General features: G+C 53.8%; 22 protein-coding genes. 18 read left to right on the top strand and 4 right to left on the bottom strand.

The window, feature by feature from the left end; translation table 11 throughout:
- Positions 1-175: 175 nt before the first annotated feature.
- Positions 176-364 carry a DUF1902 domain-containing protein gene (locus tag ACZ5BW_RS08405; RefSeq protein ID WP_464538880.1) on the bottom strand — a complete coding sequence of 63 codons (189 nt, stop codon included), beginning with the start codon at positions 362-364 and terminating at the stop codon, positions 176-178.
- A gap of 294 nt (positions 365-658) precedes the next feature.
- Positions 659-1,770 (bottom strand): IS3 family transposase gene (locus ACZ5BW_RS08400; protein WP_464538878.1). Its coding sequence is split into 2 segments (ribosomal slippage): positions 659-1,515 and positions 1,515-1,770, totalling 1,113 coding nucleotides; the frame shifts between segments, so codons are not numbered across the junction.
- A 559-nt stretch (positions 1,771-2,329) separates the two neighbouring features.
- On the opposite strand from ACZ5BW_RS08400, the gene ACZ5BW_RS08395 reads away from it, so the two are divergent.
- The 4 genes from ACZ5BW_RS08395 to ACZ5BW_RS08380 all read left to right on the top strand — a co-directional run bounded on the left by ACZ5BW_RS08395 (position 2,330) and on the right by ACZ5BW_RS08380 (position 6,879).
- Positions 2,330-2,743 (top strand): nitrosocyanin, encoded by a 414-nt coding sequence (locus ACZ5BW_RS08395; RefSeq protein WP_464538876.1) that lies wholly within the window; start codon positions 2,330-2,332, stop codon positions 2,741-2,743.
- An 895-nt stretch (positions 2,744-3,638) separates the two neighbouring features.
- The gene (locus tag ACZ5BW_RS08390) at positions 3,639-4,319 is read left to right on the top strand and encodes an HNH endonuclease (RefSeq protein ID WP_464538874.1); all 681 of its coding nucleotides are present in this window, start codon (positions 3,639-3,641) and stop codon (positions 4,317-4,319) included.
- Between the two features lie 46 nt (positions 4,320-4,365).
- Positions 4,366-6,144, top strand: a complete 1,779-nt coding sequence (locus tag ACZ5BW_RS08385; protein ID WP_464538872.1) for an ABC1 kinase family protein — start codon at positions 4,366-4,368, stop codon at positions 6,142-6,144.
- A gap of 87 nt (positions 6,145-6,231) precedes the next feature.
- Complete coding sequence (locus ACZ5BW_RS08380; RefSeq protein WP_464538870.1) at positions 6,232-6,879, top strand: hypothetical protein; 648 nt, start codon at positions 6,232-6,234, stop codon at positions 6,877-6,879.
- Here the strand turns inward: ACZ5BW_RS08380 and ACZ5BW_RS08375 are convergent.
- On the bottom strand, positions 6,833-7,609 hold the full coding sequence (locus tag ACZ5BW_RS08375; protein ID WP_464538868.1) for a GNAT family N-acetyltransferase: 777 nt from the start codon (positions 7,607-7,609) through the stop codon (positions 6,833-6,835). The two genes, ACZ5BW_RS08380 and ACZ5BW_RS08375, sit on opposite strands and share 47 nt — an antisense overlap.
- A gap of 289 nt (positions 7,610-7,898) precedes the next feature.
- Between ACZ5BW_RS08375 and ACZ5BW_RS08370 the strand changes: the two genes are divergently transcribed.
- The 13 genes from ACZ5BW_RS08370 to ACZ5BW_RS08310 all read left to right on the top strand — a co-directional run bounded on the left by ACZ5BW_RS08370 (position 7,899) and on the right by ACZ5BW_RS08310 (position 21,300).
- Entirely contained in the window at positions 7,899-8,207 is a 309-nt protein-coding gene (locus ACZ5BW_RS08370) for a hypothetical protein (RefSeq protein WP_464538863.1), read from the top strand.
- A 57-nt stretch (positions 8,208-8,264) separates the two neighbouring features.
- The gene (gene astB, locus ACZ5BW_RS08365; protein ID WP_464538861.1) at positions 8,265-9,608 is read left to right on the top strand and encodes an N-succinylarginine dihydrolase; all 1,344 of its coding nucleotides are present in this window, start codon (positions 8,265-8,267) and stop codon (positions 9,606-9,608) included.
- Between the two features lie 96 nt (positions 9,609-9,704).
- Positions 9,705-10,082: a VOC family protein gene (locus ACZ5BW_RS08360; protein WP_464538859.1), complete on the top strand. Its 378-nt coding sequence runs from the start codon at positions 9,705-9,707 to the stop codon at positions 10,080-10,082.
- 159 nt (positions 10,083-10,241) lie between these two features.
- The gene (locus ACZ5BW_RS08355; protein ID WP_464538857.1) at positions 10,242-10,919 is read left to right on the top strand and encodes a hypothetical protein; all 678 of its coding nucleotides are present in this window, start codon (positions 10,242-10,244) and stop codon (positions 10,917-10,919) included.
- A complete protein-coding gene (locus ACZ5BW_RS08350; protein ID WP_464538855.1) occupies positions 10,916-11,443 on the top strand; it encodes an RES family NAD+ phosphorylase in 528 nt (175 codons plus the stop codon). The genes ACZ5BW_RS08355 and ACZ5BW_RS08350 overlap by 4 nt, the downstream gene beginning before the upstream one ends.
- Positions 11,444-11,610: 167 nt before the next feature.
- A complete protein-coding gene (locus ACZ5BW_RS08345) occupies positions 11,611-12,126 on the top strand; it encodes an NlpC/P60 family protein (RefSeq protein WP_464538853.1) in 516 nt (171 codons plus the stop codon).
- A gap of 546 nt (positions 12,127-12,672) precedes the next feature.
- Positions 12,673-15,735 carry a monovalent cation/H+ antiporter subunit A gene (locus ACZ5BW_RS08340; protein WP_464538851.1) on the top strand — a complete coding sequence of 1,021 codons (3,063 nt, stop codon included), beginning with the start codon at positions 12,673-12,675 and terminating at the stop codon, positions 15,733-15,735.
- Positions 15,735-16,076: a Na+/H+ antiporter subunit C gene (locus ACZ5BW_RS08335; RefSeq protein ID WP_464543676.1), complete on the top strand. Its 342-nt coding sequence runs from the start codon at positions 15,735-15,737 to the stop codon at positions 16,074-16,076. Before ACZ5BW_RS08340 ends, ACZ5BW_RS08335 begins: the two co-directional genes overlap by 1 nt.
- Positions 16,073-17,737 carry a monovalent cation/H+ antiporter subunit D gene (locus ACZ5BW_RS08330; RefSeq protein ID WP_464538849.1) on the top strand — a complete coding sequence of 555 codons (1,665 nt, stop codon included), beginning with the start codon at positions 16,073-16,075 and terminating at the stop codon, positions 17,735-17,737. Before ACZ5BW_RS08335 ends, ACZ5BW_RS08330 begins: the two co-directional genes overlap by 4 nt.
- Positions 17,734-18,222, top strand: a complete 489-nt coding sequence (locus ACZ5BW_RS08325) for a Na+/H+ antiporter subunit E (RefSeq protein ID WP_464538847.1) — start codon at positions 17,734-17,736, stop codon at positions 18,220-18,222. Before ACZ5BW_RS08330 ends, ACZ5BW_RS08325 begins: the two co-directional genes overlap by 4 nt.
- Positions 18,219-18,500: a K+/H+ antiporter subunit F gene (locus ACZ5BW_RS08320; RefSeq protein ID WP_464538845.1), complete on the top strand. Its 282-nt coding sequence runs from the start codon at positions 18,219-18,221 to the stop codon at positions 18,498-18,500. Before ACZ5BW_RS08325 ends, ACZ5BW_RS08320 begins: the two co-directional genes overlap by 4 nt.
- Positions 18,497-18,847, top strand: coding sequence for a monovalent cation/H(+) antiporter subunit G (gene mnhG, locus ACZ5BW_RS08315; protein WP_464538843.1), 351 nt, complete (start codon positions 18,497-18,499; stop codon positions 18,845-18,847). Before ACZ5BW_RS08320 ends, mnhG begins: the two co-directional genes overlap by 4 nt.
- 80 nt (positions 18,848-18,927) lie before the next feature.
- Entirely contained in the window at positions 18,928-21,300 is a 2,373-nt protein-coding gene (locus tag ACZ5BW_RS08310) for a Tex family protein (protein ID WP_464538841.1), read from the top strand.
- A 293-nt stretch (positions 21,301-21,593) separates the two neighbouring features.
- Here the strand turns inward: ACZ5BW_RS08310 and ACZ5BW_RS08305 are convergent, their stop codons facing one another.
- Positions 21,594-22,313: an Npun_F0296 family exosortase-dependent surface protein gene (locus tag ACZ5BW_RS08305; RefSeq protein ID WP_464538839.1), complete on the bottom strand. Its 720-nt coding sequence runs from the start codon at positions 22,311-22,313 to the stop codon at positions 21,594-21,596.
- 214 nt (positions 22,314-22,527) lie between these two features.
- Between ACZ5BW_RS08305 and ACZ5BW_RS08300 the strand changes: the two genes are divergently transcribed.
- Positions 22,528-22,638 (top strand): S1 RNA-binding domain-containing protein, encoded by a 111-nt coding sequence (locus tag ACZ5BW_RS08300; RefSeq protein ID WP_464574127.1) that lies wholly within the window; start codon positions 22,528-22,530, stop codon positions 22,636-22,638.
- The last annotated feature ends 123 nt before the right edge of the window (positions 22,639-22,761 follow it).

The following is a 22,761-nucleotide window of genomic DNA, read 5'->3' as shown; positions in this document are numbered from 1 at the left end:
GTACAACCTTGCAGTGCGCTCAGCTAATCGTATCGCGTACCTGATTTCCCCTATCAGCTCGTCTCGGGTCTTTTCCATTTATCCCCTTACTTCTTGGGAGGCGGTGATGGTGGCGCAGGCGGCGATATCCGTCTTGGCGGCACGTGCAATTTCCATTCATCAGAATTCATAATAGTTATTTTGAGTGTTTGTTTTGGCTATGGTTCGCCTGGTGCAGCATTCCATTAATTTTGCCGTCGCCCCCGTCACCGGGATACCCGTTTGCATCAAGCAGCTCAGGAACCATGATTTTCAGTTTCGCAACGAGCGCATCGATCGTTTCGGCTTCCGTAGCTAAGCCGCGCACATCATCACTGGTTGCCACCCAGACCTTCGCTTCATCGTCCCAAAAGGCGTTAACTGTAAGTTGGCACAACGGCTTACCTACGCATATCATAGACTTCGTCCCCCACAATCATCTTAACATCATAAAATGATTTCCCTTTAGAAGTGATTTTCCTGGTAAGAATTACGGCTGTCGGTCTATAGACATATTGATACCCATATTCCGCATAAGTAAGGGATGGAGTTGACTCACTTTCGTGGACAGCTATGGACTTGGTTTTCAAGCGATGGTGGTTTGCTCTGACGTCATCCCCGAAAACCGGACGGTTTAAAACTACAGGCGGACCGCTTCGTTGGTTTGATCTGACCTCTTTTTGACGAACTCGCTCGGGGTCAGGTGGCCGAGTGAGCCATGGGGACGGTGGTGATTGTAATCGTCCTGCCAAGCCTTCAGTTTCTCACGGGCATCGTGCAATGTAACGAATTCGTGGACATTGAGGAACTCATCGCGCAATCGGCCGTTGAAGGATTCGATCAGCCCATTATCCGTGGGTTTGCCCGGCCGCGTGTAATCGAGTTTGATCCCCCGGCGATATGCCCACTCGTCCAGGGCCTTGGACGTGAACTCCGTGCCGTTGTCCACGGTGATTGCTTTGGGCCATCCACGCTGTGCTGCAAGCCGGTCCAGGGCTTGACCCACGCATCGCCCGGACAGCCTGAAGTTGGCCTCCAGGCACACACTCTCGCGACTCCACTGATCAATGACGGTGAGGATGCGAAATGCCCGGCCATCGAGCATCTGGTCGTGGACGAAATCCATGCTCCAATGCTGATTCGGGCCGGTGGGTGCCTGAGGCCTGCCGCGCAGCAGCGCAATGCGCTTGCGGCGCTTGACCTTCATGCGCAGTTGCAGGCCTTGCTGGCGATAGAGCCGATATACACGCTTCTTCCCCACTTGCCAGCCTTCGCGCTTGAGCATCACCAGCACCCGCAGGTAGCCGAACCTGGGACGGCTCATGGCGATATCGCGAATGCGCTGGCATAGCGCACTTTGATCACGCGCCCTGCTCCTGGCATACCAAACCGAACGCGCTAGCTGCGCCAGGCGGCATGATCTCTGCACACTGATTTTGAAGCGCTCCTGCATCCAGGCTGCCAGCTCGCGCCGCTTGGCAGCCTTCAGAGCTTTTTTCGCACCACCTCCTGCAGAATCTGCTTGTCCAGCGTCAGGTCCGCCACGATACGTCGCAGCCGAACATTCTCATCCTCGATCTGCTTGAGCCTGCGCAGCTCGCTCACACCCAAATCCGCGTACTTCTTCTTCCACGTGTAGAACGTGGCCTCAGACACACCGATCTGCCGGCACACATCGACCACCGCTGTGCCGCTATCGGCCAGTCGCAGCGCATAAATGATTTGCTCCTCTGTGAATCTCGACTTCTTCATCGCTTCTCCTTTGCCTCTCATGAGGCCTTGGAAGCAATCCTACCTCCAGTTTTAACCTGTACCGATTTTCAGGGGAAACGTCAGCTCAGGCTGTTACGCTGGATATTCGCTTCAGACGAGGAATCTGCACGTATCGCCGCTTTGAAACAGTGGGATTTCACCGAATCCCCCTGGGGAGGCCGCTAATTCTCAAGGTGAAATGCCGGATTGTGTGATAAATACAACAGTCCGGGATTTGCCAGTTGAATCCGAATCAGCCTTGTTTCGGCTCTTTCTGACATACGGGCTTCTTTCCTGAAGTCGTGGCAAGAAATCCGGAAACCGGAAAATAATAAATCAAGTGGCTGATTAATAGCATGTTTTATTTCATTTTCATGGTAATGAGGTGACAAGGGAGATTTCGGATAATCGTGATTGCGTTGAAACAAGGGTGAAAATTTTTTCCCCGAGCCAGGAGTTGATGAGAAAGTGGCTCTTGACATTCGGCGTCATCCCATACAAAGTATTGGTTCCAGAAATGCCATTTAATTAAAACCAACTAAACTTTGAAAGGAAACTAATGATGAAAATAAACAAGGCAATGTTTGCAGGTCTGGCTTTTGGCATGCTGTTGACGGGAGCGGTGCATGCAGCAGAACAAAAATTCACGGTCGTTATCAATGCCTATGACACGACGATTCCTGAGCTCAACGTTGAAGGTGTTACGGTCAAGAACATCCGGGCTTTCAATGTTCTCAACGAGCCTGAGGCACTGGTTGTCAAGAAAAACACGACAGTGAAGATTACGATCGAGAACAAGTCCCCCATCAGCGAAGGATTTTCTATTGACGCATTTAAAGTCTCGGAAGTAATCAAGGCAGGGGAAACCAAGACCATCAGCTTCAAAGCGGACAAGTCCGGCGCCTTCACCATCTGGTGTCAGCTTCATCCCAAGAACATCCACCTGCCCGGTTCTCTGAACGTCATCGATTAATTCGATTGATCTGACGCCGCTGATGGAGCAGCATTGGCGGTGAAAGATAGCCAGTTGCAGTTAAATTAAAAACCCGCCATTTGGCGGGTTTTTAATTTATGCCTTTAGCACAAAGTGAAGTGTTTTTAACGGTGGGTGCAAGTCGTAAGACACATAGGGAAACGGAAATGAAGGCCGAGTATTTTCAGCGTATTACGTTTTTCCAAATGTCTTTCATTACTTGGCTACACACATTCCTTTGCAGTCAAGCCCATCCCTGGTAGGATCGCAGTTATCCGATGGGTCGTCGATGCAAATCATGCCGCCTACGCATTTGATTCTGCTGGGGCCAGCGCAAGGTTGCTTGACTTTTGTTTCTTTTCCCCCGCCCGCTGCGCACTTGCCCGGACAGTTCAAACCGTCTTTGGTGGGATCGCATTTGTCAGACGGATCATCTACACAGGACATACCCCCGGGGCATTTAATTACGCTAGGCCCGCCACAAGGCAGTTCTTTTTTATCCATATGGTGGGATTTCGAATCGGATTTATGGCCTTCATGCATCCCATCCTGTGCCTGAACATTTCCTCCCAAACCTATGGCCAAGCCCAGAGTCAACGCAAGCAATGTTGTGAATCTGGCAGCCACGCTAAAAACAGAATAAGTTTTCATGTCAACTCCCCTTGAAATGAAGAAAAAAAGCAAATGACCGAGAACTCCCTCTTGCTGACACTATTGTTTATTAGTGATGATCAGGTTTTTATAAAAGAAATGAAGCGCAAGAAATCACAACAATTTTAGGAATGGAAAGCCCTCCGTTCTGTACGGTGACGCACCTATTACAGAGGTTGAATTTGCACAGGTGTGAGTGCCGCGTCATAATCCTGGCTATGGCTCGTTAATTTGGCAGAAAAGCATGGATGACATTTCCTGGAGTGATGAAGAACTGAAGGCTTCCGTTGAAGCTTACGTTGAGATGCAGTGCAATGAGCGTATGGGACAGTTCATTGTAAAGAAGCAGTATTACAAAAAGTTGGTGGAAATGTTTGGCCGCAGCGAACAGGCTTTTGAATCTCGCATGGAGAACATTTCCTATGTCCTTTCGCTGATGGGACGCGGATGGATGACCGAGCTGAAGCCGGCAAAAAATATCGAGCCTCTTGTTGCTGCACGGATCGAACAATTACTGGAGCAGACGAGTGGGCAAAAGGTGGCTCCAGTAGCCGCCTTTGAAATTGCAGTGCGCCAGGCAACAGAACAGAAAGACCTTCCCAAGCCCAGCGGTAATGCCCACCCTAAACGTAGACGCATATCTGTGGCGCAATTGCAGCGTGATCCCAGCGTGAAGGCATGGGTATTGCAGCAGGCAGCAGGAACATGCGAATCATGCGAAAAACCCGCTCCATTTCAGAGGCTGGATGGATTACCTTATCTCGAATTGCATTATGTTCAGGGCCTGGCTGATGGCGGAGCCGATGCTGTTTCCAATGCAGTGGCGCTATGCCCCAATTGTCATCGCGAGATACATCACGGCGCCAATGCTCATGCGGTGGAAGCGTGGCTGTATGACACCGTCCAGAGACTGGAGCGGGATTAAATAAAGATAAAGGTCGGGTCGAAATCATGAATTCGGGGGATAGCTGATGCTCTGGCAGGCTATGACCGCAGCGCGCGATCTCGGACGCCTGCACGAGATTGCCTCGATCCTCATACGGCATGGTTTCGGGGATGTGGTGCGCCGGCTCGGGTTTGCCCATGTGCTGGAGCGTGCTGGACGCGCGTTGCACTGGAGCGAGGCCACCGAACTGGCGCAGCTTGAGCCTCAAGCGAGTGTGCGGCGCGCGATGGAGGAGATGGGGCCCACCTTCGTCAAGCTCGGGCAGATTCTGGCAACACGCGTCGATCTTTTCGATCCCGAATGGATCGCTGAATTCAGCAAGCTGCAGGACAGTACACCCGCTTCCCCCTATCCTGAAGTTCATCAGCAGCTCACTGAAGATCTGGGCGCTCCCCCGGAGGAAATATTTGCCGCCTTCGAGCCGCAGCCGTTTGCCGCCGGGTCTATTGCTCAGGTGCATCTTGCGCGCCTGGAAGATGGCACCGAAGTTGTGGTCAAGGTGCGGCGACCCGGCATTCGAGTGGGGGTTGAAGCCGATTTGCGCTGGCTCTCAAGGCTTGCCGAACTCATCGAAACCAGCAACTCGGAACTGCGCCACTTCCACTGGCAGGAAGTGGTTGTGCAATTTACCCAATCGCTCCGGCGTGAGCTCGATTTTGGCGCCGAGTGCCGCCATGCGGAACGTGTGGCGTCGAACTTCGCCGGCTACTCCGACGAGGCCTCACCCGTTTTGCCCCTGGCACATCCTCCTGCCGGCGAGGATGAATCTTCTTCGTTACTTCCACTCATTGTCATTCCCAAGGTCTATTGGCAATGGACTGGTGAACGCGTGTGTGTGCAGGAGTATATTCGAGGCATCCCCGGTCGCGATGTTGCGGCGGTCGATCGGGCTGGCCTCGACCGCAAGGTTCTCGCCCGCCGTGGGGTGGGGGCGGTGATAAAAATGATCCTGGTGGATGGATTGTTCCACGCGGACCCGCATCCCGGCAACCTGTTTTATCTTCCGGGCAACCGAATTGCCTTCATCGATTTTGGCATGATCGGCCTGCTGGGGGAAGCACGGCGCGGAGAACTGATCCATCTTTTACTCGGGTTGGTTCAGTATGATTCCGCCGCGGTGGCCGATGTGTTGCTCGACTGGACCGGGGAGGGTGATGTCAACGAAGAAGCGCTTAAGACTGAAATCCAGCTGTTTGTCGATCAATATCTGGGTGTCCCTCTAAAGCAGCTCAAGCTTGGCTCCATGCTTGCAGACCTTGTTGCCATCCTGCGCGGACATCGGCTGCATCTGCCACCTGATCTTGCGCTCTTTTTCAAGGCATTCATTACGCTTGAGGGCACGGGAAGAGAGCTCGATCCGGAGTTGGATATTGCAGGCGAGGCACTGCCCCTGTTGCGGGATGCAATGGCAATCCGTTACGCGCCAGCCGCAATGGCAAAGCGCGGATGGCGCACAGCTATCGAGCTGGCAAGTCTGCTAAGCAATCTGCCTCGCGATCTCTCGCGATTGTTGCGTTCTGCCCGTCGGGGCAAAGTGGATATTCATATCGAGGTAGCGCATCTCAAGCACGTGGGTGATCAACTGGACGGCGCGGTCAACCGGCTGGTCGTGGGTATCGTGGTTGCCGCTGTCATCGTGGGTTCCTCAGTGGTGATGGCAGTCTCCACTGGGCCCACTCTATGGGGCGTCCCTTTCTTCAGTCTGCTGGGTTTTGCCTGTGCAACGATTGGCGCAATATGGCTGCTTTCGGCGATTTCCCGCGCCAATAAGGCCGATCGCGAGAGGAAGCCACGAGGCGATTGATCGCAGGATTGCGCTTGTTTGCTTGTGCTTGTATTCATCCGCTGTCTATTTTATTCTTCCTTCCAGTTGCAGAAGCAGGATAGAACAATGAGAAAAATCAATCTCTTACAAACCCTCGCTTTGACAGCAGCCATCGTACTGGTGGCGGGTTGCTCGACTACGCAGCGCAATACTCAGTCATCAAGAACAGCTGTCGAACAGCTCCTCCTGAGTGAAGCAGTAAAAAGAAGCTTTCCCAGTGATCCAGGTGAATTTCTGCCCATTCCCCGCGGAGCGAGCGTGGCGATCAACACGGTAGGGATGACGGCCGATCAGGCTTTTCTGCAGCAGGTTTTAGCCGGATGGCTGGGACAGCAAGGCTATCTGGTGCAGAAAGACGGCAAGGATGCCACCCACCGGCTCGACGTGGTCGTGGAGGCACTGGGAACAGAATTGTCCGGCGCATTCATGGGAATGCCCCCGGTCCAGAGTCAGTTCATTCCATTTTCGCTGCCGGAATTGGCACTCTTTAAATCCCAGTATCAGACCGGATATGCGAAATTTCACCTGAATGTCTTTGGTTTGCCAGCGGGGAATTTTCTTGGATCGACCTCTTTCGTGGCGGATGCCTACTACAATGACTACACGGTTCTCTTCGCGTTGTCGCATACCTTCACAGATCTTCCATCCGTTCCGGAACTGGGTTCCTTCAACCGCAAACCCGCCGGTCCCCGGGTGGAGAACAAGGCAGAGTAAGCAGGAGCATTGCGCGCAGTTCTTGTACAATATCGTGCAGCGCATTGCGAAAGTCGATGTCCAGCAGGTGGCGAATTTTCAACGCCACGATAAGCTCATGCCCGTTTCGCGTTCGGCTCCAATTTTCCATCCGCAGGCTTTTTTCGATGGCTTCCGCGCGTCTGGCGTCGGATAGATAGAAAAAATCGCAGCAGCACTTCCGTTCCGAGCCCGGAGCGGGAGGTGTCCGGCAGGAAGCGCAGGCGTTGAATAGCGCCGGTGGGGGTGTCGGGAGAGATTCGAAGCCAAGCCGTTCGGTATTGGCGGCAGAATGTTCATTGGCCGGCTTTACTCCGGTGATCAACGCCGCAAAGCTTTTTGTGGCGGTGTCGTTTCCGCTTTTATCCGGAACCTGACCGAGTGTCGCAGCGCAAATTCTGATTTGCAAAAGGAGGGTCTGCAATCCGTAGCCTCTCCATTCCTTCTTTACGTAACACATCCCCAGTTCTTTTTCGGCCGAATCCCGTAGGTCGAACACGCCAGCGCCTGCCATGAAACTACCCACGGCATTCTCTATGACAAAAAACAGACCGTTCTCGACTGCGGTCTTGAATTCATCATAAGGGCGCCACAGAAGGTTTGCGGATTCTTCCAGTGGCAGTTCTGCGACAGCTTGTCGATATTCCGCCAATATGTGCTCAACATCCCCAAGGCCTGCTGCCCGGATGGTTGCATGAGTAATGCCTGACATCTCGCTCTCCTGTCGCGCTTGTCGAATTCCGATGGAAAAAAAGGAAAAAAGGAGGAGTTACGGTAGGCACCAGCACACCGGAACACACCTCTTGGAATAGCGGCTGTTAGATGGGATCTATTCCCCAGAATTCAACCCGATAGCCAAATCCAGGGACATCAGCCAATTTTTGAACAAGCCATTGCATAGCTGGGGATAATGGTTTGACACAAAAAAGAAAAGAATATATAAATAATTGCATGGTACACGGTGAGTGCTTTGGATTTTTGGCAATGGGGTACGGAAAGTAATGGTTACGGTAGAGCAGTATCGGCAGCTTTGCGCGGAATGGAGGGGGGATGCGGCCGAATTTTCCTGGCTGGTTCAGCATGGCGATATTGCGGGAGTCTCGCAACGTGCCATTGCAGTCGAGTTCGAATTTGCTCCATCCACGGTTTCGCGATGGGCAGCAGGTGAGGCGCTTCCTCACAGGCGTGTCCAGAAGTTGGTAGTGGGTGCGCTGGAAAAAAAGGCGCGGCGGCTCGAACAGGCTTGCGCCAGCGCGTTTCTTCCAGTTAAAAAAGAAGTAGACGCCGCGCAATCCCGGCCGCGGGCTTAGGATTCTTCGGACGATAAAGGGCGATAAAGGGCGTCCCGACACTCCATTTGCAAAGCGATGAACGCTTACGAAGTCAATTTTGACGGATTGGTAGGCCCCACGCACAATTATGGTGGACTGGCGGTAGGAAATATCGCCTCTGCGGAGAGTGCCCTGACAGTTTCCAACCCCCGCGAAGCCGCATTGCAGGGACTGGAAAAAATGAAACGGCTTTCTGATCTCGGCATCAGGCAGGGCGTTCTGCCGCCGCAGGACCGTCCAGCTGTCTCAGTGCTCCGAAAGCTGGGATTTGTCGGGGAGGACGCAGCCGTCATCCGGTGCGCGGCAACGGTTGCCCCTGGACTTCTGCGCGCGTGCTCGTCGGCCTCCAGCATGTGGGTGGCCAATGCCGCCACTGTTTCACCGAGCGCCGATACCGAGGATGGCAAGATACACCTTACGGCTGCCAATCTGCCCTCGCAACTCCATCGAAGCATCGAGGCGTCTGTTACCAGTGCTGTTTTGAAGCGGGTGTTCAGCGATGAGCGCTATTTCGTGCACCACGATCCCTTGCCGTCCAATCTTTATTTTGGCGATGAGGGCGCCGCCAATCATATGCGCTTCTGCCCGAATCACGGTGAAGCCGGAGTGGAGGTTTTTGTCTTTGGCCGCTCTGCCAGCAGCGATATTCCCAAGCCTCTGCGATTTCCTGCACGCCAGTCGCTGGAGGCCAGCGAAGCGATTGCGAGGCTGCATCGAATCAAGCGTGGAAAGGAACTGGTCGTGCAGCAAAATCCTGCGGCCATCGATGCAGGGGCGTTTCATAACGACGTGCTGGCGGTGACAAACTGCAATGTCCTGTTTTATCACCATGCGGCATACCCGGAGTGGGAGGAGACCGAAGCTAAAATTACAAAGGCATGCGGCTGGCCGATTCACTTCATCAGGGCTGGGGAAGAAGATATTACGCTTGCGGAGGCGGTCAGGACTTATCTCTTTAACAGCCAACTCCTTACTCTTCGTGGTAACGAGATGATGATTCTCGCGCCTGCGGAATGTCAGGAATCTAACTCCGCCAGAACCTTTCTCGAACGAGTTGTGCAGGATGCGGCTAATCCCATTGCGCATGTCGAGTACGTAAATTTGCGCCAAAGCATGAAAAACGGGGGAGGACCTGCCTGCCTGCGACTTCGTGTCGTGCTAACCGAACCGGAACTCGATGCTGTGCAAAAAAACAGCCGTGTGGTTCTTGACGAGTGCCTCTACAATGAACTCAAGGCATGGATCGAAAAGCATTACCGCGAGCGCCTTTCGCCAACTGATCTAGGGGATCCCGCTCTCCTGCAGGAAAGCCGCGCTGCACTGGATGAACTGACGACTATACTAGCATTAGGTCCGTTGTACGATTTCCAGAGGTCTTAAACTTTGTCAGCATTTTTAGCAGCAATCGACAGTGGAGTCCGGAAGCGCTGACGAATCTGAACAAACAACCTCTGCCAACCATTCCCGGAGGAATTCATGGCTATCACGCTCAATCACACCATCGTACCGGCGCGCGACAAGGAGGAATCCGCGCAGTTCTATTCGAGAATATTCGGTTTCCGGTATGTCGGCCCGTTTTCCCGCTTCATCGTGGTAAAAGTGAACGACACACTTTCTCTGGATTTCGATAGCCGGGAAAAATTCGATTCGAACCATTATGCATTCAAGGTAACGGAGCGGGAGTTCGATGAAATCTTCGCCAGGTTGAAAGCAGAGAATATCAAGTATGGCAGCGGTCCCTTCGATCCCGAAAACATGAGCATCAATCACAACGATGGCGGGCGCGGCGTCTATTTCCGCGATCCCGGAGGCCACCTGCTGGAAATGCTGACGGCTGATTACAAGATGCATTGATGGCAATTGGGAGTGATACCGATTCAGGGCATAGGAAGTGTGAGGGTTTTTCAGTGCTTTTTCCGGCGAAAAATTGACTTTGGGCATAAAAAGTGCACAAATAGTGCATTTCTATATCTCTCCAACATTTATAGAGCAGTTTTCGACCAGGAGACTCCTATGAACGTTAACATTTCTTCGGATATACCGGATACAAGTCATCCGTTTATTGAGCAGAGGTGGTCGCCAGAGGAACTGGCGAGCTTACGCGCCGAACTGGACGACCTGATCTACCGCGTTCCTGATTTATCTGACGCTGATTTAGAGGAGGCCAAAGAAAAGCTTTTTGAAAAGATTACCAAAGGTGGGACCCGAAAAGAGACAGGTGGTTTCGGCCTACTCGATCCAGCTACTGAATCTGGAAAAGAGAGTGTATCGCCGCCCCAGATCGATGTAACCACATCCGATCTTTCCGTAGTGCTTCATAGTGCAGACTTTGAGGGCTTCCTGCGCTATCTCCGTTTACCTCAGGGTGGTCCCTCGACACTATCTCCAAAAAGGTTTAGTGAAGCATTGAGCATGGATATTCAAACCCTGGCAGGGCAGGCTCACGTACATCGCAATACGATTAGTCGAGCGCCTGAATCCGAAAGTGTCCAGGGTTTTTTACGGGAGGTGCTACGCGTACTTCGCGCCGCCACTGATATATCCGGCAACATCGATCACGCTATCTTTTGGTATCGCAACGATCCCTTGCGCGTTTTCCGTTATAAAACTGCCGAGCAATTAGTAGCGGAGGGACGCACGGAGGACGTGCTCCGGTATGTCGAGTCGCTTGAAGCCGGGGCAGTGGGGTGATTCGTGTACAACTGTCAGACCTTACCGCTTACAGAGTGCTTGATCCGAGATGGTCATCGTCATCACTCAGCGGGGCAGGAGCTGCAAAGCACGGGGGACGAGTAAATCGGCCAGGCATAGAAACGCTCTATCTGGCGCTCGATCACAATATTGCTATCCTTGAATATAAGCAGTTATCCACATTGCTTCGACCAGGCACACTTGTGAGCTATCAAGTGAGCGTTGCTCACGTCATCGATTTTAGAGAAGGCTATATTCCCTCCTCTTGGGAGCCTATGTGGCAGGACTTCTATTGCGACTGGCGCGAATTATGGTTTAACCAGCATATCGAACCGCCGAGTTGGGCTATAGGTGACGCAGTTATAGCAAGTGACGCCAAGGGTATCCTGTTTAAATCGCAGTATGCTGGAGGAGATACAAATTTGGCGCTTTATCCCGACGCGTTTAAAAATCTGGATTCGATGGCGGTCTATGATCCGGATCGATTATTGGAAAAGAAGGATCCCTTGTGGGGTTCCTGGTAGCTATGAAGTTTCAGCAAGCTTCACCGCACAAGGATTGGATTCTATTCATGGAATTAGAGGAAAAGGCATATAGAGACGTACCACTTTTGTACGCACTCTTTGAGATTTAAGGAATCGTGTAATTGTTATGCCAAGACAAAAACAAATCCATGCAGGTGGAGAGGTCCATGCAAAAATTCGCCCGGTTCACGATTACCCTTCTGACCATCGGATTGGTCGGATGCAGCAGCGTACCGGAAAAGGGTACAAAAGTTACTCATGCACCTGGAGTTACTCATGCACCCGGAGCCAAGGTAAACCTGGAAAATACCTCGCTAGTCAGGAAAATGCTGTATGACCAATACAATCAGTGGAAACATACCCGATATCGGATTGGCGGCATGAGCAGGAGTGGCGTCGATTGCTCCGGTTTTATTCAATTGACATTCAAGACCAAGCTGGGTGTGATATTGCCACGCTCGACCGAGTTCCAGGCGCAACTGGGAGAGAGTGTCAGTAAAAGCGAACTGAGGGCGGGAGATCTTGTTTTTTTCAAGACCCGCTGGAGTGGCCGGCATGTAGGTGTCTATATTGAAGATGGCAGATTTCTCCATGCTTCGAGCACCTACGGCGTGACCATTTCAAAATTGAACGAGAGCTACTGGAAATCTGCTTACTGGAAAGCGAAGCGGCTGGATATGTAAGGAACTCTTCCTGTTGTTTCCGCTGCTATATTACTGCTTCATTATTGCCCCTGGAGAATCCAGCCGCGAGATACAGGCAGGTGAGGGTCCGCCTTATCTTTAATATTGTTTCGGCCAGAAAATACTATGAATCTCGTCATTCCGGGCCTGACCCGGAATCCAGCAAACCGGAATCCAGTCCAAACCAATAATGGCGTACTTTGAACGTCACTGGATACCGGCTTCTGGTATGACGTTTGTACTCTCTGCTCGCCGAATTAATAACAAATCGTCAAAGATTCTATCCGATGGTATTATTCAAGCAGGCAGTCTGATACGTGCCTGAGTTCTATCTGTACTTGAGCATTTTCTTAATAGTTCTCTCCCTGGGCATGAGGGTGTTGCCTATGCCCGATCCATCCGCATCTCACCTTGAGAGCTTTCCGGCCAAGTCCTTACAGGGTGTGCGGCCAGAGGTTTCTGGCTGGTCGCGCTCTTGTATCTTTCTTCGGAAAATTCCGATCGGCACGGGTGGCGCTTGTTCGCAGTAAATCATATCGATAATTCATGTCGTTGATCTGGATAGTTATCCTGCCCTTCATCGGTAGCCTCTGTGCCGCATTTCTGCCATCCCACGCACGCAACGTCGCCGCCTGGCTTGCGGGTACCGTTGCGGTGGCCTGTGTCATTCTCACTGTTCAGTTGTATCCACAGGTCATCGAAGGAGAGGTGATACGGGAAGCGGTGCACTGGATTCCTCAATTGGGTCTCGACTTCACGTTTCGCCTGGATGGCTTTGCCTGGCTGTTCGCAATGCTGGTTACAGTGATGGGAGCCTTGGTTGTATTGTATGCGCGCTATTACATGGCAGCGCAAGACCCGGTTCCCCGTTTTTTCTCGTTCTTTCTCGCTTTCATGGGCGCGATGCTGGGTGTCGTGCTGTCCGGCAACCTGATTCAACTGGTGGTGTTCTGGGAACTGACCAGTCTGACGTCTTTCATGTTGATAGCATACTGGTATCACCGGCCGGATGCCCGCCATGGCGCGCGCATGGCATTGACCGTAACGGCGGTCGGTGGTCTTTGCCTGCTTGCCGGAGTCCTGATGCTCGGATGGGTGGCGGGGAGCTACGATCTGGATCGTGTGCTTGCCTCGGGCGATCTGATCCGCGCACATTCCTGGTATGTGCCCATGCTGATCCTGATCGGATTGGGAGCGTTGACTAAAAGCGCACAATTTCCATTTCATTTCTGGTTGCCCCACGCCATGACGGCGCCTACACCCGTATCTGTCTATCTCCATTCGGCAACGATGGTCAAAGCTGGGGTTTTCCTGCTTGTCCGGCTCTGGCCTGTGCTTGCAGGTACCGACGAATGGTTCTGGATGATCGGCACGGCAGGTCTTCTTTCGCTCGTGCTGGGTGCATACGCAGCGGTGTTTCAACGGGATATGAAGGGTGTGCTGGCCTATTCCACCATCAGTCATCTTGGTCTAATTACGCTGCTGCTTGGGTTGAACAGTCCCCTCGCGTTGATAGCCGCAATTTTTCATATCATGAACCACGCTACATTCAAGGCATCGCTTTTCATGGCGGCAGGCATGGTCGACCACGAAACCGGCACGCGCGATTTATCGCGCTTGAGCGGTTTGTGGCGTGCCATGCCCATCACCGCTACGCTGGCCGCGGTGGGTGCTGCGTCGATGGCAGGCGTGCCGTTGTTCAATGGTTTTCTTTCAAAAGAGATGTTTTTTGCCGAGACTGTGTTTGTCAGTGGGCACCCGATCACACGTATTGGCCTGCCGACAATGGCTGTGATTTGGGGAATACTCAGCGTTGCCTATTCGCTGCGTTTTATTCTGCAAGTGTTTTTCGGGCCTCCGGCGGAAGACCTGCCGAAAAAGCCCCATGAGCCGCCACGCTGGATGCTGTTTCCCAGCGCGCTGCTTGTCACGGCCTGCCTGGTAGTTGGAATGTTTCCCGCCAAGACCGTTGGGTCGTACCTGAACATGGCCGCACGGTCCGTACTTGGAGAAAACACGCCGTTCCATAGTCTCGCAGTATGGCATGGCTTCAATCTCCCTCTCATGATGAGTCTGGCTGCGATGGTAGGCGGAATCCTCCTGTATCGGGCGCTGGGAGAATATCAGCAGGGTACGACAGTAGTACCGCTGATCGAGCGTTTCGACGGCAAGCGTATTTTCGAATTCATGCTCGAAAAGCTCGACAGGCTGGCGATGCGCCTTTTGCGATGGTTATCCACCGAGCATCTGCAGGTCCAGATGCTGCTGCTTATCATCGCCGTGTTTGCCAGCGCGCTGATCCCGCTCTCCAGCGGTGGCTTGCCCGAGGGCGATAAAACGCCGCTTCCGGTTGAACCGGCTTTTGCTGTGCTGTGGCTGATCGGGGCGGGCTGTGCAATCGCGGCCGCTGCACAGGCAAAGTATCATCGGCTTGCTGCATTGAGCCTGTCAGGCGTGGCGGGGTTGGCAACCTGCATGACCTTCGTCTGGTTTTCCGCGCCTGATCTGGCGCTGACGCAGCTTATCGTAGAGGTCGTCACACTTGTCCTGCTTCTGCTGGGTCTGCGCTGGCTGCCGCCGCGCGATAAATCGCTGGACCATGAAACGGTGCCGCTTCCAGTGCGTATGCGCGCCGAAGGTCGCCGGTCGCGGGATCTGGTGATCGCGATTTGTGCGGGTATCGGTATCACCGGATTGAGCTACGCAATTCTGACCCGGTCTGCCGGGGAAGGCATCTCGCCTTTTTTTATCGAGAATTCACTGCCTCTGGCAGGTGGATCGAACGTCATCAATGTGATCCTGGTTGATTTCCGGGGTTTCGATACGATGGGTGAGATTACCGTGCTGGGCATCGTGGCATTGACTGTGTTCGCGCTGTTGCGGAGGTTCCGCCCGGCTGCTGAGGCCATGACGGTGCCCGTAAAACAGCAGGAGCAGGATGCACAGAGCGGAGCATTGCCGCCAGATCCGCATGCCTTATTGCCTGCTGGGCCAATGATGGTGCCGGCGGTGTTCGTGCAGTTGCTGCTGCCGGTTTCGGGCATGGTGGCGATTTATTTTTTATTGCGCGGGCACAACGAACCGGGCGGTGGCTTCGTGGCGGGGCTGATCGTTACGACAGCGGTCATTCTGCAATACCTCGTGGGAGGCACTGCCTGGGCGGAATCCCGTACCCGTATTTTCCCCCAATATTGGCTTGCAGCGGGGTTATTGTGTGCTGCCGGCGCAGGTATGTCAGCGTGGCTGGCGGCGCGTCCATTTCTTTCCGCATTGGCGTGGCATGGCACTTTGCCAATAATCGGCGAGATGCACCTTTCAACGGTGTTGCTGTTCGATCTGGGAGTCTTTTTTCTGGTGATTGGCGCAGCGGTGTTGATCCTGGTGGCGCTTGCCCACCAGTCACGGCGCGCGCACCGCAAGCAGGAGGTTGCAGAGGTCGGGACGCCGGTGGAGGTGCCGGATTCGCCGGCAGGGCAAGGCGCCATCGCTCATGCATCCGCCTCGCTATCTGCCCCCGTCGTTCCAATGGCTCCAACTGACTATCCGCCTATGGAAGCCGAAAGGCAAAAGCTTCCCCATGTTTTGCCCCCGAAGGAAAGGGAGGATTGATGGAGGCAATCTATGCGCTTGCTATTGGTGTTCTGACGGCTTCGGGTGTCTGGTTGGTGCTGCGCCCCCGCACCTTCCAGGTCATCATGGGACTTTCTCTGCTGTCGTACGCGGTCAATCTGTTCATCTTCGGAATGGGGCGGCTGATGATAGGAGGCGCGCCAATCATCGAAACCGTGGCACAGGCAGATCCTTCCTTGTATGACGACCCCGTGCCACAGGCGCTTGTGCTCACCGCAATCGTCATTGGTTTTGCCATGACTGCGCTCTTTCTGGTTGTGTTGCTGGCTTCACGTGGTTTGACGGGCAATGATCACGTTGATGGGGATCCGGAAGCATGAATGGCTGGGTGAATCATCTTCCGATATTTCCGATAGTGATCCCATTGGTTGCGGGAGCAGTCATGCTGCTGTTCGTCGAAGCACGGCGTGCTCCACGCACCATTATCGCCCTTGTCGCCACTCTGGCGAATTTACTCGTGGCACTCGCGCTCGCCTATATCGCAAGCGATGCTGTTCCGAGCATCTGGCCGGATGGAATCGCGGTATATCTGCTCGGTGGCTGGCAGGCGCCTTTCGGCATCGTACTGGTGCTGGATCGATTGTCTGCTCTGATGCTGGTTCTCAATGCGGTGCTGGCATTGACTTCCCTGATCTACGCCCTGGCGCGCTGGCGCAAGGCTGGTCCTCATTTCCAGTCGCTGTTCCAGTTCCTGATCATGGGGGTAAACGGCGCTTTTCTGACCGGCGATCTCTTCAACCTGTTTGTGTTTGTGGAGGTGCTGCTGGCGGCGTCATACGGTCTCCTGCTGCACGGTCTGGGCGAACCTCGGGTCAAGGCTGGTCTGCACTACATCGCGATCAATCTTGCAGGTTCGTCTGTCTTTCTGATTGGTGTTTCGCTCATCTATGGAGTAACCGGAACGCTCAATATGGCGGACGTGGCTGCGCGCGCCTCACTGCTCACCGAGGACGAGCGCATACTTTTCGAAACCGGTATCGCCATTCTCGGCAGCGCATTTCTGCTCAAGGCGGGCGCATGGCCTCTGAATTTCTGGCTGCCGTCTGCTTATGGTACGGCTGCGCCGCCAGTGGCAGCGATTTTTTCGATTATGACCAAGGTGGGGATTTACGCGCTGCTGCGGCTGGGGTCGCTGCTGTCCGGCGCTTCGGGGGCGAGTGTCCCGGCGCCATTCAATGACGGCTGGCTGTTTGGCATTGGCATCGTTACACTCGTGCTGGGGACAGCGGGCATACTCACCGCCAGCCAGCCACAGCGGCTGGTTGCCTATTGTGTCATTGCCTCCGCCGGTACATTGCTTGCGGCGCTCGGGTTTGGCGGTACGGCAATGAAAGGTGCGGCCCTGTATTACTTGACAAGTTCAGTGTTGGCGACAGGTGCTTTCTTCATGCTTTGCGAGATGATCGAACGCACACGGCAAACCGGCGAGGACATCTCACTGGAGATGATGGAGTCCGTCGGGCAGGAGCCGGTTGATGCCGATTTTACAGATGAAGTGGTAGGTATCGTCATTCCCGCGGCGATGGCATTTCTGGGCATGGGCTTTCTCGCATGCGCGCTGCTCGTGGCGGGATTGCCGCCACTATCGGGTTTTATCGCCAAATTCCTGATCCTCTCCGCCACACTGACTGATACTGCGCCGGGGCCAGTGCCGGTTACGGTATGGGTGCTGTGGGCGGGGATGCTGGGTTCGAGTCTGATTGCAATCATTGCTCTTTGCCGGATGGGGATACTTTTATTCTGGACTTCCGAGGAGATCATGGTCCCAAGGTTACACCTTGGGGAAGCGGCTCCAGTTGCGGTGCTGCTACTGCTCAGCGTTGCACTCACGGTAGAGACGGGGCCCGCGATGGATTACCTGAGCCTTGCGGGTAATTCGCTATCTTCACCCCAGATTTATATCGATGCAGTATTGTCGGGCAGTCGGCCACCCGGGCCTTCGCCGGTGCCTTCAATCCCAATGGAGGGAATCAGGCAGTGAAACGCTGGCCGTCGCTGACTTTGTTTACTGTCATTCTGTTCGCCTTGTGGCTTCTGCTGAATGATTCCCTGGCGCCTGGTCAGCTTTTGCTGGGTCTGATACTCACAGTGGTTATTACTGCATCGACTGCGGCAATACGCCCGCTGCATGCGCACCCGCACCATCTGCTCACCGCATTGGGGCTGTTTTTTGTAGTCCTGATCGATATTATCCGCTCCAACATCGCCGTGGCCGGGATCATTCTTGGTCCGGCGAAGAGACGTTTCAGTTCAGGTTTCATGAAAATTCCGCTGGACCTGCGTGACCCATATGGCCTTGCCGCGCTCGCCTGTATAATCACGGCCACGCCCGGTACCATCTGGGCCGGCCTTTCGCCTGATGGAGGCACGCTCACGATTCACGTCCTGGATCTGCAGGATGAGGAGGCCTGGGTTCGCACCATCAAGCAGCGTTATGAGCGGCGACTGATGGAGATATTCGAATGAATGGAATGCTGCCGTGGGCGATATCCTTTGCCCTGATTGCTGTCGCACTTGCCATGATCTTTGCGGTGATCCGTCTTCTGCGCGGGCCTGCCGCGGAAGACCGCGTACTGGCGTTGGATACCCTGTATGTAAACAGCATGATCATGGTGCTCACGCTGGGAATTCAGTTCGGATCCCGGTTTTATTTCGACATCGCTCTGTTGATTGCGCTATTCGGGTTTGTCGGTTCAGCCGCAATGGCTAAATTCCTTTTGCGTGGCGAGGTGATCGAGCCATGACAATGGATGAGATTCCCTTTTGGGCTGATCTGCTCGGCTCGCTTCTGCTGATCTCAGGCGGCCTGCTGACGCTGATCGGATCCCTCGGCTTGCTTCGGCTGCCCAATCTGTTTGCGCGCATGCATGGCGTTACATTGGGAAATACACTCGGCCTTGGGTGTGTGCTGCTGGCGTCAATACTGATTGCTTCGATACACGCTGAGCGATTCGTGTTTCAGGAAGTGTTGATCACACTGTTCATGATATCGACCTCACCCGTTACCACGATTCTGCTCATGCGCTCCGGGATATACCGCAAGCGCGCGGATACCGGAAAAAAAACGGTGTCTGGCCAGGATACGAACTGAGCCTAATCTGCTCTCCCATCTGTTTTACCACTTTGCCACTTCCCCTTTTTCCATTGCAACTGAATAGGTGCCCGTCAATTATGCTTCCATCCATTGAACAACGTCTTTCCCTTGAACTCGGCGCGAAGCCTGCACAGGTTAACGCTGCCATTGCCTTGCTGGATGAAGGTGCCACCGTGCCCTTTATCGCGCGTTACCGCAAGGAGGTGACGGGCGGGCTGGACGATATCCAGTTGCGCCTGCTGGAAGAACGGCTGCGTTATCTGCGTGAACTGGAAGACAGGCGTGCCGCGATCATCGCATCGATAGAAGAGCAGGGGAAAATGACGCCCGCGCTGCTTGCTTCCATCCTGCAGGCCGAGGACAAGACACGGCTGGAAGATCTGTATCTCCCCTTCAAGAAAAAGCGGCGCACCAAGGCGCAGATCGCGCTGGAAGCGGGGCTGGAGCCACTGGCAGATGCGCTGCTTGCTGACCCGATGCTGCAACCCGAGGAAGAGGCCATCAAGTACTTGAAGCCGGCCTTCACCACCGAGCAGGGAGATAATCCCGGGGTGCCGGATGTGAAAGCTGCGCTCGAGGGAGCACGCCAGATACTGATGGAACGTTTCGCGGAAGATGCCGAGTTGCTTCAGTGGCTGCGCGAGTATCTGCTGGACCATGGGGTGGTGGAGTCGAAAGTCGCGAGCGACAGGAATGATGGTAAGGGTAAGGAAGAGGAGGGCGCGAAGTATTCCGATTATTTCGATTATTCCGAACCGCTCAGCGCTATTCCTTCGCACCGGGCGCTGGCGCTCTTTCGGGGGCGACGTGAAGAAATTTTACGCGTTGCCCTGCGTCTGGATTCGGAGGCGGAGAAACCGAAATGGGATGCACCGCACAACCCGTGCGAGGCGCGCATTGCTGTCCGGTTCGGCATTGTGGACAAAGAGCGGCCTGCTGATGCGTGGCTGATGGATACGGTGCGCTGGACCTGGCGCGTAAAGAGTTTTCCGCATCTGGAAATTGATCTTATGGGTACGTTGCGCACGCGTGCCGAGACTGAAGCGATCCAAGTCTTTGCCCGCAACCTGAAAGCCCTGCTCATGGCCGCTCCCGCCGGACCTCGTGTGACGATAGGTCTCGACCCCGGCCTGCGTACCGGTGTAAAGGTCGCAGTAGTGGATGTGACTGGCAGAGTCATGGAAACGACCACCATTTATCCACATCAGCCAAGAAATGATTGGGACGGATCGCTTCATGTTCTCGGCGCGCTTGCGGAAAAATACCGGGTGTCGCTGATAGCGATAGGCAATGGCACCGCTTCGCGCGAGACCGACAAGCTGGCAAAAGACCTGATCAAGCGTCGCTCCGACCTCAAGCTCACCTCTATCGTGGTTTCGGAAGCGGGTGCTTCGGTTTACTCCGCCTCCGATCTGGCATCCAGAGAGTTCCCCGATATGGATGTGTCGCTGAGAGGCGCCGTTTCCATTGCGCGCCGTCTGCAAGACCCGCTGGCGGAACTGGTCAAAGTCGATCCGAAATCGATTGGCGTAGGTCAATACCAGCATGATGTCGGGCAAACTCAGCTTGCGCGCTCGCTCGATGCCGTAGTCGAAGACTGTGTGAACGCGGTAGGCGTGGATGTCAATACGGCCTCTGCGCCGCTGCTCGAACGCGTTTCGGGGCTTAACGCGGCTGTCGCACAAAGCATTGTTGTCTATCGTGAGGCAAACGGAACGTTCACCTCACGCGAAGCTTTACACCAGGTGCCGCGCCTGGGTGAGAAAACCTTCGAGCAGGCGGCAGGTTTCCTGCGCGTGATAAATGGCGAGAACCCGCTCGATGCCTCGGCAGTGCATCCCGAGTCGTATCCTATAGTGCAAAGAATACTTTCCGACTTGAAGCAGGAAATCAGATCGATCATCGGCAATAACAAATTATTGAAGTCGCTCAATCCAGCAAGGTATGCGGATGAGCGATTCGGCGTGCCGACCGTAACCGACATCGTGAGGGAGCTGGAAAAGCCGGGCCGTGATCCCCGCCCGGAATTCATCACTGCCGCATTCAAGGAAGGCGTGAACCAGATTTCCGATCTGGAGCCGGGAATGCTGCTCGAAGGCGTGGTAACTAATGTCGCCGCCTTCGGTGCGTTCGTCGATATCGGAGTGCATCAGGATGGACTGGTGCACATCTCCGCGCTCGCTGACAAATTCGTGAAAGACCCGCACTCGGTGGTCAAGGTGGGGCAGGTGGTCAAGGTTAAAGTGCTGGAAGTCGATGAAAAGCGCAAGCGTATTGCCCTTACGATGAGACTGACAGATGCGCCAACACAACAAACACAGGAGGCGCGGGGGACCAGCAAGTGTGAGCAGCCAGGGGATCGAAAAAACCGCTCAGCCAGGCCCCAGCAGAAACAGGAAGCCAAGCCTGATACAGCGATGGCGGCGGCGTTTGCGAGGTTGAGGAGCTGAATGACGTTTTGACCTCGATGCGCGGCAAGCTTCGTCCTTCAGGACGGAGAAGGATAGCGCGGACGGCGTAGCCGTCCTACAACATTGTTTATAAGCAGAGCCATTAAACCTTGAAACGCCTCCAGGCCTTCAAATATGAGTTGATGCCAATCGGCGGTCAGCAGCGCCACCCTTCAGGCAAGGAAAACTCTTGCCCGGAAAGGCAGCATGCAGCCCAACCCCCTTCCATAGTAGCCGCCGTGACAGTGGAAGGGGAGTCAGAAGAGGGTTTTCGCATGAAGAGGAGATCAGTCTCATTTCTTGCAACGAGTAATGGAGCCTGCCAAAAGACCAAGTCCTAGAAGAGCCAGTGTCCCTGGTTCGGGAATTTCCTGGCGAATCTCCTGGCTTGAAGTTCCGACGTTAACCAAGGCTACGTTATCGAATTCAAAGGAATATTGCGAGCTTGAGGCTATCACCCTGTTAAACTTCACATCCGAAGTAATGTTTACATAAAAAGTGCCATTTGCTCCCCGATCGCCATTTGCCAGATGGGTGACATCCAGGCCGGTGAAGTCGAAAAGGAGTGTATTGCCGTCGTAGAAAGACAAAGTGTTGTAGCTATCCACTGATCCCCACAGAAGGCCGAAGTATTGATGATATGCGTTTAGGTCGAGCGTAACCGAACCGATACCGGTGACCAGATATTGTGTAAGATTTGGTCCGTCTTCCTGAGGAATATCATTAAACAGATGATCGCTAGCACTGATCACGTAAGGGGCGGCGTATTTTCCAGAAACATCTGGAAGGGCTGCCGTACCCGAGTCTGTTCCACTGAACGTAACGTAAATACCCTTACTGGAAAGTCCTCCTGAGGAGGAGAGGTTGTTGAAATTTTCATAAACTGCATCACTGATGGGAGTTCCCCCGACGGAAGCGCTGATAAGAGCCGCAACGCTGGTGGAAGAGGTCAGGCTCATGGCAGTGAAAAAAACCCCTGTCGTTACATGGATCATGGTTTTTTTTGTTGGCATTTTTTGCTTCCTCTTGTATGTTCATTACGAATATAAATGAGCTGCTTGATATGCCTCACAGCTCTATATATGAGGAGCAAAAATCATGCCTATTTTTAAAAGGCTATGTTTTCAACTGCTTGGCAGATGAGCTTCTTTCTTCATTCGATCATCTGAAAAGTCTTTCGACATCGAGGGGAAAACAACAATCTCCTTCAGAAACGACATCGCCGCATTGGCTGACAAGTTTTTGAAAGGCCCACACACGGTCGTCAAGGTGGGGCAGGTGGTCAAGGTCAAAGTGCTGGAAGTCGATGAAAAGCGTAGCGCATTGCCCTTACGATGAGACTGGCGGATAACGCATCCCAAGATGTACCGGTGGCAGCAAGCCCGAACAAGTCAGAGACTGGAAGAGGCTTTTATCTGAGGCTCAACAGAAACGAAAACAAGAACAAGAACTGAAAGCTGA

This window comes from Nitrosospira sp. TNL300 (assembly GCF_055385915.1).
Note: the sequence above shows the minus strand (reverse complement) of the source record. Positions and strands in the feature narration are given on the sequence as shown.

Coding starts and splice junctions, on each gene's coding strand:
- ACZ5BW_RS08395 (WP_464538876.1), top strand. CDS start 2,330: ATGATGAAAATAAACAAGGCAATGTTTGCAGGTCTGGCTTTTGGCATG.
- ACZ5BW_RS08390 (WP_464538874.1), top strand. CDS start 3,639: ATGGATGACATTTCCTGGAGTGATGAAGAACTGAAGGCTTCCGTTGAA.
- ACZ5BW_RS08385 (WP_464538872.1), top strand. CDS start 4,366: ATGCTCTGGCAGGCTATGACCGCAGCGCGCGATCTCGGACGCCTGCAC.
- ACZ5BW_RS08380 (WP_464538870.1), top strand. CDS start 6,232: ATGAGAAAAATCAATCTCTTACAAACCCTCGCTTTGACAGCAGCCATC.
- ACZ5BW_RS08375 (WP_464538868.1), bottom strand. CDS start 7,609: ATGTCAGGCATTACTCATGCAACCATCCGGGCAGCAGGCCTTGGGGAT.
- ACZ5BW_RS08370 (WP_464538863.1), top strand. CDS start 7,899: ATGGTTACGGTAGAGCAGTATCGGCAGCTTTGCGCGGAATGGAGGGGG.
- astB (WP_464538861.1), top strand. CDS start 8,265: ATGAACGCTTACGAAGTCAATTTTGACGGATTGGTAGGCCCCACGCAC.
- ACZ5BW_RS08360 (WP_464538859.1), top strand. CDS start 9,705: ATGGCTATCACGCTCAATCACACCATCGTACCGGCGCGCGACAAGGAG.
- ACZ5BW_RS08355 (WP_464538857.1), top strand. CDS start 10,242: ATGAACGTTAACATTTCTTCGGATATACCGGATACAAGTCATCCGTTT.
- ACZ5BW_RS08345 (WP_464538853.1), top strand. CDS start 11,611: ATGCAAAAATTCGCCCGGTTCACGATTACCCTTCTGACCATCGGATTG.
- ACZ5BW_RS08340 (WP_464538851.1), top strand. CDS start 12,673: ATGTCGTTGATCTGGATAGTTATCCTGCCCTTCATCGGTAGCCTCTGT.
- ACZ5BW_RS08335 (WP_464543676.1), top strand. CDS start 15,735: ATGGAGGCAATCTATGCGCTTGCTATTGGTGTTCTGACGGCTTCGGGT.
- ACZ5BW_RS08330 (WP_464538849.1), top strand. CDS start 16,073: ATGAATGGCTGGGTGAATCATCTTCCGATATTTCCGATAGTGATCCCA.
- ACZ5BW_RS08320 (WP_464538845.1), top strand. CDS start 18,219: ATGAATGGAATGCTGCCGTGGGCGATATCCTTTGCCCTGATTGCTGTC.
- mnhG (WP_464538843.1), top strand. CDS start 18,497: ATGACAATGGATGAGATTCCCTTTTGGGCTGATCTGCTCGGCTCGCTT.
- ACZ5BW_RS08310 (WP_464538841.1), top strand. CDS start 18,928: ATGCTTCCATCCATTGAACAACGTCTTTCCCTTGAACTCGGCGCGAAG.
- ACZ5BW_RS08305 (WP_464538839.1), bottom strand. CDS start 22,313: ATGCCAACAAAAAAAACCATGATCCATGTAACGACAGGGGTTTTTTTC.